The sequence below is a fragment of the Streptomyces otsuchiensis genome (assembly GCF_004305975.1).
Taxonomy (GTDB): Bacteria; Actinomycetota; Actinomycetes; order Streptomycetales; family Streptomycetaceae; genus Streptomyces; species Streptomyces otsuchiensis.
In genome coordinates this window covers 1-8,471 of record NZ_BHZI01000248.1, presented here as the reverse complement: position 1 = coordinate 8,471, position 8,471 = coordinate 1, and the positions used below count along the sequence as shown (strand labels likewise).

General features: G+C 72.4%; 5 protein-coding genes and 1 pseudogene. 3 read left to right on the top strand and 3 right to left on the bottom strand.

Annotated elements, in window-relative coordinates; translation table 11 throughout:
- From E0D90_RS28635 to E0D90_RS20510, 3 genes and pseudogenes are all read left to right on the top strand, one after another.
- Nucleotides 1-373, top strand: a pseudogene (locus E0D90_RS28635) (hypothetical protein); the annotation flags it as partial.
- Nucleotides 363-1,163, top strand: a complete 801-nt coding sequence (locus E0D90_RS20515) for an ABC transporter ATP-binding protein (RefSeq protein WP_130799574.1) — start codon at nt 363-365, stop codon at nt 1,161-1,163. The pseudogene E0D90_RS28635 and the gene E0D90_RS20515, both read left to right, overlap by 11 nt.
- Nucleotides 1,160-4,048, top strand: a complete 2,889-nt coding sequence (locus tag E0D90_RS20510) for an ABC transporter permease (RefSeq protein WP_130799573.1) — start codon at nt 1,160-1,162, stop codon at nt 4,046-4,048. The genes E0D90_RS20515 and E0D90_RS20510 overlap by 4 nt, the downstream gene beginning before the upstream one ends.
- 144 nt (nt 4,049-4,192) lie before the next feature.
- Here E0D90_RS20510 and dcd read toward each other — a convergent pair whose 3' ends face one another.
- The 3 genes from dcd to E0D90_RS20495 form a co-directional block, all read right to left on the bottom strand.
- Nucleotides 4,193-4,768: a dCTP deaminase gene (gene dcd, locus E0D90_RS20505; protein ID WP_103504216.1), complete on the bottom strand. Its 576-nt coding sequence runs from the start codon at nt 4,766-4,768 to the stop codon at nt 4,193-4,195.
- Between the two features lie 81 nt (nt 4,769-4,849).
- Nucleotides 4,850-5,764, bottom strand: a complete 915-nt coding sequence (locus E0D90_RS20500; RefSeq protein ID WP_130799572.1) for a Yip1 family protein — start codon at nt 5,762-5,764, stop codon at nt 4,850-4,852.
- Between the two features lie 179 nt (nt 5,765-5,943).
- A complete protein-coding gene (locus tag E0D90_RS20495; RefSeq protein WP_103504218.1) occupies nt 5,944-8,262 on the bottom strand; it encodes a (Fe-S)-binding protein in 2,319 nt (772 codons plus the stop codon).
- Nucleotides 8,263-8,471 lie beyond the last annotated feature (209 nt).

Here is an 8,471-nt window from a genome sequence, read left to right as displayed (position 1 = left end):
CAACCGTGACGACATCGCCTGGCTGCTGGTGCTGGAACAGCTGATCTTCCACGCCGAGGCCGAAGCCCGCTGGCTCGGCCACTGCGAGGTCCGGATCACCGCCTTCGCGGCCTCGCCCGCCGGGCGCGCCGCCGCCCGGCGCCCCGGCCCGGTATCCGCCGGTGAAGGCACCGAGGACACCGGGCACGGCCCGGACTCCGACCGGCCCGGCGCCGTCCGCGTGGGCCGCGGCGCCGGGAGAGAGCGCCGCCCACGCACGGCGCGGCGGCCGGTGACCGCCGACCGCGCCCCCGACAGACGATGGAACCGCCGTGCCGGCACCGTGCCGCGCCCGGCCTGTGGAACGCCCTTGGGGAGCACGCATGACCAGTAGGAAGACCACCAGCGGGCAGGGTGCCGACGACGTCCCCGAGGACGCCGCGCCCACCCCCGGTGCCGCGGGCGTTCCCGTGCTGGAGCTGCGGGGGGTGTCACGGACCCACGGGTCCGGGGTGACCGTCGTGCACGCCCTGCGCGGCGCCGACCTGCGGGTCCACGCCGGCGAGTTCGTCGCGGTGATGGGCCCGTCCGGATCGGGCAAGTCGACCCTGCTGACGCTGGCGGGCGGGCTGGACGCGGCGTCCGAGGGCGAGGTGCTGATCGAGGGCGTGGACCTGGGCGGACTGTCCCGGGCGGCGCAGGCGAAGGTACGGCGCACCTCGGTGGGCTATGTGTTCCAGGACTACAACCTGATCCCGGCGCTGACGGCGGCGGAGAACATCGCACTGCCGCGTGAGCTGGACGGCGTGTCCGCGCGTGCGGCCCGCGTCGAGGCGCTGGCGGCGCTGGAGGAGATCGGCCTGACCGAGGTCGCCGACCGCTTCCCGGACGAGATGTCCGGCGGCCAGCAGCAGCGGGTGGCGATCGCCCGCGCGCTGGTGGGGGACCGCCGGCTGGTGCTCGCCGACGAGCCGACCGGCGCGCTGGACTCGGAGACCGGCGAGGCGGTGCTGGCACTGCTGCGGCGCCGCTGCGACGAGGGCGCGGCCGGCGTCATGGTGACGCACGAGCCGCGGTTCGCGGCCTGGGCGGACCGCGTGGTGTTCCTGCGCGACGGCTCCATCGTCGACGAGTCCGCCAGCACCTCCGCCGACTCCCTGCTCGCGGACGGGGCCTCACAGTGAGCCTCGCCGGTTTCTGGCGCTCCTGGCGGCTGGCGCTGCGCATCGCCCGCCGGGACGCGCTGCGCGCCAAGGGCCGCAGCATCCTGGTGATCGCCATGATCGCGCTGCCCATCGTCGGGGTCAGCGCCATCGACCTCAGCATCCGCAGCTCGCAGCTGACCGCCACCGAGACCATGGAGCGTCAGCTCGGCAACGCCGACGCGCGCATCCAGGACACGGACGCCGAGGCGATCCACCAGAAGCCGAGCGGCGACCGGTATGTGGTCGCCGGTGCGGACGGCGAGATCGACGACGAAGCCGGCGTGGGCTTCGCCGGGCAGGAGCAGCCGGAGTGGGTTCCCGACCCGGGCGGCGAGGAGGCGCTGGAACGCGCCGCCGCCGTGATGCCGGGCGCCGAACTCCACATCGAGCGGAGCATCCACGCGGAGGAGGTCCGGACCGGCAACGGCCTCACCGGCGTCGAGGTGCGGGAACTCGACGTCACCGAGCCGCTGTTCGACGGGCTGCAGACCGTCCTCGAAGGACGGATGCCCTCGGAGGGCGGCGAGATCGCCGTCACCGAGGAGTTCCGCGAGGCGAGCGGCGTGTCGGTCGGGGACACGCTCACCTTCGAGGGCCCCGACACCGAGCTGACCATCTCGGGCGTCTACGAACTGCCCTCCATGCTGTGGGTGCACCAGGTGCTGGTGCTGCCGGAGTCCGGCCTGGTGGACGACCTGGCGCGGTACGCCGCCGACACGGGCTTCGAGACCCTCGTCTCCGCCGGCTTCTTCGTCGACGCCGGGACCGACGTCACCTGGGAGCAGGTACAGGCCGTCAACGCGCAGGGCTGGCTGGTCGTCTCCCGCGCCGTCGGTCTCGACCCGCCGCCCCGTGCGGACGTCCCCTACTTCGCGAGTGGCGACGACGACGGTTCGGGCGGCACCGGGGGGCAGGTCATCCTGGTCACGGTGATCGCCCTGGTCATCCTGGAGATCTGCCTGCTCGCCGGCCCGGCGTTCGCGGTCGGCGCCCGGCGCTCGCGCCGGATGCTGGGCCTGATCGGCGCCAACGGCGGCGACCGGCGCCACACCCGGGCGATCATGCTGGCCAGCGGTGCGCTGCTGGGCCTGGCGGCGGCCGTGGTCGGTATCGCCCTCGGTTTCGTCGCGATGCTGCTCGCTCAGTCTTGGCTGGAGGAGAGCGAGGGCGCACGGTTCGGCGCGCTGACCGTGGTGCCGCTGGAACTGCTCGCCATCTGCGGTCTGGGCGTCGGCATCGGGTTGCTCGCGGCGCTGCTCCCCGCCATCACGGCCTCCAGGGCGCCGGTCCTGGAGTCCCTGACCGGCCGCCGCGGGGTGCGGCGCGTCAACCGGCTGCTGCCCATCGGCGGGGCCGTGGCGTTCGTGCTCGGCGCGGCCATGGCACTGGCGGGAGCGTTCGTCAGCGACAGTTCGACGGTGGTGGCGGCGGGAGCGATCCTGGCGCAGCTGGGCCTGGTGGCGATGACGCCCTGGCTGGTCGGCGTGTTCGGCAGCGTCGGCCGCTGGCTGCCGCTGTCGGGACGGCTCGCGCTGCGGGACGCGGTGCGCAACCGGCCGCGGACCGCGCCCGCCGTCGCGGCCGTACTGGCCGCCGTCTCCGGCGCGGTGGCAGTCGCCACCGTGTTCGCGAGCCAGGACGCCCAGAACCGTGACAACTACGACGCGCGCGCACCGTACGGCACGGTGGTGGTCATCACCGACGAGGCCGCGGTCGCGGGCGACTCGGCCGACGCGGTCACCCGGACGCTCGGCGTCACCGACCGCGCGGACCTCGCGCGGCTGGTGCCCGGTGACCCCGGCTGCCGCCTCTACCAGTGGGCCGAGAACTGCGGCATGGCCGCGGTCCACATGCCGCCGGAGAACGAGTGTGACTGGGACGCCCACCACGAGGCCCTCGACGCGGCGATCGGCCGTGGCGAGACGCTGGGGATGGACGACGTCCAGCCCGAGTGCCGCGAGGACAACTGGGCGCAGGGGCCCACGTTCGAGGAGGTCGTGGTCGGCACCCCGGACGTCCTCGCCGTCATGGGGATGAACGACCAGGAGGCGGTGCGAGCCCTGGAGCGGGGCGAGGCCGTGGTCTACGACCGGAGCGTCCTGCACGAGGACGGCACCGTGCGGATCGACGTCTTCACCACGGACCGCGAGGACTACTACGAGAAGCTCGGTACGCCCGACGCCCTCGAACCGGACCGGAGGATCGTCCTGCCGGCCGTCGTCGGCGACTTCTCCCCGGACGGGGCGCGGGTCGCGAAGGTACTGCTGCCGGAGTCGGCCACGGAGGAGGCCGGGGTGGCGACCGCGCCGTTCGCGTCGCTGTTCTCGACCGGGGAACAGCCCGGCGACGCCCCGTTGCAGGCGCTGAACGAGCGGCTGAGCGCGCTGCCCGCCGACGTCGATGTCTATGTCGAGACGGGCCACACATCGGACGCCGCGCTGGTGCTGCTGGTGCTGGGGCTGTTCGCCATGGTGGTCACCCTCGGCGCCGCCGGTATCGCGACCGGCCTGGCGCAGGCCGACTCGGAGGCCGACCTCGCGACGCTGTCCGCCGTGGGCGCTCCGCCGCGGGTCCGACGGACCCTCTCCGGGCTCCAGTGCGCGGTCATCGCCGGGATGGGGGTGCTGCTGGGGGCCGTCAGCGGGCTCATCCCGGGCGCGGCGATCGTGCTGTCCGGGCACCGGTCGGACCTCGTCTACTGGGAGCAGTTCGACTTCTCCGATCCGGCGAAGCGACCGGAGCTGTTCCTGGAGGTGCCGTGGGGCACCATGTTCCAGCTGGTCGTGCTGGTGCCGATGGTGGCCGGGCTGGTCGCCATGCTGCTGACCCGGTCACGGTCCTCGGTGGCACGACGCGCCGAGTGACGGCACTCCGGCCGGTCCGCCGCTAGGGCGGGGCGGACCGGCCCGGGACGTGACGCGCCCCGGCTCCAGTGGGGGGAGCCGGGGCGCGTCCATGCCGTTGACGGGCGCACTCGTGCTGGTGCGCGCCGGGCGGGAGCGCCCGCGTCAGACCTGGGTGCGGTGGAAGTCGATGTACGAGCGCGAGGCCGTGGGCCCGCGCTGGCCCTGGTAGCGGGAGCCGCCGGCGCCCGAGCCGTAGGGGTGCTCCGCCGGCGAGGTGAGCCGGAACATGCACAGCTGCCCGATCTTCATCCCGGGCCACAGCTTGATCGGCAGGGTGGCGACGTTGGACAGCTCCAGCGTCACATGGCCGGAGAAGCCGGGGTCGATGAAGCCGGCGGTGGAGTGGGTCAGCAGGCCGAGACGGCCGAGCGAGCTCTTGCCCTCCAGCCGGGAGGCGATGTCCTCCGGCAGGGTGATGACCTCGTAGCTGGAGGCCAGCACGAACTCGCCGGGGTGGAGGATGAACGGCTCGTCGCCCTCCGGCTCGATCATCCGCGTCAGGTCGGGCTGTTCGACGGACGGGTCGATGTGCGGGTAGCGGTGGTTCTCGAAGACCCGGAAGTAGCGGTCCAGGCGCACGTCGATACTGGACGGCTGCACCATCGTCGGCTCGAACGGGTCGATCCGCACGCGCCCGGCGTCGATCTGGGTCCGGATGTCCTTGTCTGAGAGAAGCACGTCCCGCAGGTTACCCCGCCCGCCGCGGCCGTCCCGACGACGGTGCTCCCCGGGGGACGCGCGCGGGCCTGACGCGACCGGTCAGAGCGTGCCCAGCTTGACCAGCATCAGCACGGCCAGCAGCTGGATCGAGGAGGCGGCCAGGGCCCGCTGCCACGGGAGTTCGTGCGAGCGGCTGACCATCATGGTGAAGAGCACCCCGGCGTAGATCCAGGTGGCCCAGCCGACGATCTGCACCACGGAGTGGCCGCCGCCCAGGAAGATCGCCAGCACCAGCCGCGGCACGTCGGTCAGCGACATGATGAGCATGGCCAGACCCGCGGTCGGCGCCCAGTGCCCGTTGCCGCCGAACTGGCGTGCCAGGGCGTGGGTGACGGTCGAGAGCAGCAGCGCTCCGCAGGCCATCGCGACACCGGTGAACAGCAGGTACGGGGCGACGCTGGCGGCCGTGGTCTCCAGGATCGTCTCGCGGGCGTCGTCCAGCCCGAAGACGGCGATCAGGCCGTAGAGGTAGGTGACGATCAGCGCCGGACCCCACATGGGGTAGTCGCGCATCCGCAGGAACGTGGGCGCGGGGCGCAGCACGACCCCGGTCAGCAGCTCCTTCCAGGGGAGCTTGGGGCCGTAGGAGACGGGGTGGGCGCCGGGGCCCGGCGCGCCGTCGTGGCCGGGCGGCGGACCGCCGTGAGGGGGACCGCCGTGCGAGGGCCCGTGACCGCCGGCGCCGTACGTCGTGCCCTGGCTGTAGCCGTCGTCCGGCCCGCCGTGGTGCGGTGCGCCGTGCTGTGGTGTGCCGTGCTGTGGTGCGCCGTGGTGATCATGGTGGCCGGGGCCGTAGCCGCCGTGTCCGAGGTGCGGCTCCCGGACGGTGTCCCCGCCGTAGGGCCGCGGCGGCGGGGCGTACCCGTACGGGGGCTCCTGCCGTCCCGGCACGGGGCCGTTGCCCGGTGCTCGGTCGCCTCGGCCGTCGTCGCGCTTCTTCCTGAATCCACCCACGCATACGAACGTACCCCCTGCGGAGTGGTCGTCCGACCCGAAGTCACCCTGAGGTATCCCGGAACCGGCCACGAACGCCCCCTACGGCACGCGCCGGAGCCCGGGTCCGCTCCGGTGTGGCTGTACCTCGTCGGGCGGCTGTCCCTCGGCGTGGCCGCGTGGCCGCGTGGACGGTAGCGCTACGGCGCCGGGGCGGGCTCCGGCGCGGTCTCGTCGGCCGGGGTGTCGTCGCCGTCGCCAGGGGTGCGCACGGAGTCCAGCAGCAGCTGGGCCACGTCGACCACCTCGATCGACTCCTTGGCCTCGCCGTCGTTCTTCTTGGCGTTGACCGAGTCGGTGAGCATCACCAGGCAGAACGGGCAGGCGGTGGAGACGATGTCCGGCTTGAGGGCGAGCGCCTCGTCGACGCGCTCGTTGTTGATGCGCTTGCCGATCCGCTCCTCCATCCACATCCGCGCGCCGCCGGCGCCGCAGCAGAAGCCGCGTTCCTTGTGACGGTGCATCTCCTCGTTGCGCAGGCCCGGCACACGGCCGATGATCTCGCGCGGCGGGGTGTAGACCTTGTTGTGGCGGCCGAGGTAGCACGGGTCGTGGTAGGTGATCAGCCCCTCGACGGGGGTGACCGGGATCAGCTTGCCCTCGTCGATGAGGTGCTGGAGCAGCTGGGTGTGGTGGATCACCTCGTACTCGCCGCCGAGCTGCGGGTACTCGTTGGCCAGGGTGTTGAAGCAGTGCGGGCAGGTGGCCACGATCCGCTTCTTCGCCTTGGGCACGGTCACCGCCGGCGTCTCGCCGTCGGCAGGCGTCTCGCCGAAGGCGGCGTTGAGGGTGTCGACGTTCTGCTGTCCGAGCTGCTGGTACAGGAACTCGTTGCCCAGGCGGCGGGCGGAGTCACCGGTGCACGCCTCGTCGCCGCCCATGATGGCGTAGCGGACGCCCGCGATGTGCAGCAGTTCGGCGAAGGCCTTGGTGGTCTTCTTGGCGCGGTCCTCCAGAGCGCCGGCGCAGCCGACCCAGTAGAGGTAGTCGACCTCGGTGAGGTCCTCGACGGTCTTGCCGACGACCGGGACCTCGATGCCGGTGTCCTTCTTCAGCTCGGCGGTCCACTCCAGGCGCTTCTTCTTCGCCATGCCCCACGGGTTGCCCTTGCGCTCCAGGTTCTTCAGCATCGTGCCGGCCTCGGAGGGGAAGGCGGACTCGATCATCACCTGGTAGCGGCGCATGTCGACGATGTGGTCCACGTGCTCGATGTCGACAGGGCACTGCTCGACGCAGGCGCCGCAGGTGGTGCAGGACCACAGCACGTCGGGGTCGATGACGCCGCCGAGGGCTCCCGGGGTCTCGGGCGCGGTCCCGATCAGCGGGCGCTCGGCCTCGGCCAGCGCGGCTGCGGGGACGTCGCGCAGCTGCTCCTCGGTGGCCTTCTCGTTGCCCTCGGCGTCCTTGCCGCCGCCGGCCAGCAGGTAGGGCGCCTTGGCGTGGGCGTGGTCGCGGAGCGACATGATCAGCAGCTTGGGGGAGAGCGGCTTGCCGGTGTTCCAGGCCGGGCACTGGGACTGGCAGCGGCCGCACTCGGTGCAGGTGGAGAAGTCCAGCAGGCCCTTCCAGGAGAACTGCTCGACCTGGGAGACGCCGAACTCGGGCTCCTCGCCGCTGTCGTCGTCGAAAACCGTCTCGAAGTCGATGGGCTTGCCACCGGACATCATCGGCTGCAGCTCGCCGAGCGCGGTTGAGCCGTCGGCGTCGCGCTTGAACCAGATGTTGGGGAAGGCGAGGAAGCGGTGCCAGGCGACGCCCATGTCGGTGTTGAGCGCCACGGTGATCGCCCAGGCCATGGTGGTGCCCAGCTTGATCATCGCGACCAGGTACACGAGGTTCTGGAGCGTCGCGAGGCTGAGCCCGCCGAAGAGCGAGACCAGCGGGTAGGAGACGAAGTAGGCGGCCGTGTAGCCGTCGACCCCGTGCAGGGCGCCCTCCAGGCCGCGCAGCAGCAGGATCGCGACGCCGATGGTGAGGATGACGTACTCGACGAAGTACGCCTGCCAGGAGGTGGAGCCGGTGAAGCGTGACTTGCGCCCGGCGCGGGAGGGCAGGCTGAGCAGCCGCACGCCGATGAGGGTCAGGATGCCGACCGTGGTCATCAGGGCGATGAACTCGATGTACATCTCGTACGGGACGAAGGTGCCGATCAGCGGCAGCACCCAGTCGGCCCGGAACAGCTGGCCGTAGGCCTGGACGATGGTCAGGCCCAGGGTGAGGAAGCCGATGGCGACGAACCAGTGGGCGACGCCGACGACCGCCCAGCGGTTCATCCGGGTGTGCCCGAGGAACTCGCGCGCGAGCGTCCAGCTGCGCTGCGCCGGTTCGTCGGTGCGCGTCCCCGCGGGGACGGAACGGCCCAGCCGCAGGAAGCGGACGATCTGGGCGACGGCGCGGCTGAATAGCGCTACGGCGACCGCGGTGAGTACCAGCGAGACGACGATCGCGACGAGCTGCATGACGGCTCCTCGAACCTGCGGACGGGGTGGTGGGGCTGCTACCCCCACGGGCGGAGTCACTCGGTCTACTGAACGGTAACTTACCCGGCTTCGTCTGAGCGTACCGACTGTGCCGTCCGGGGCACAGTGGCGGTGCCCGCGAGGCGGGGCGGGGCCCGTCGTTCAGCGGGCGGGCGGGGTGGCGCGCGGGGTCGCCTTCTCGGGGGGGG

Excerpts from the sequence above, each read along its gene's own strand:
- E0D90_RS20495 (WP_103504218.1), bottom strand. The coding sequence starts at position 8,262 with ATGCAGCTCGTCGCGATCGTCGTCTCGCTGGTACTCACCGCGGTCGCC.
- E0D90_RS20515 (WP_130799574.1), top strand. The coding sequence starts at position 363 with ATGACCAGTAGGAAGACCACCAGCGGGCAGGGTGCCGACGACGTCCCC.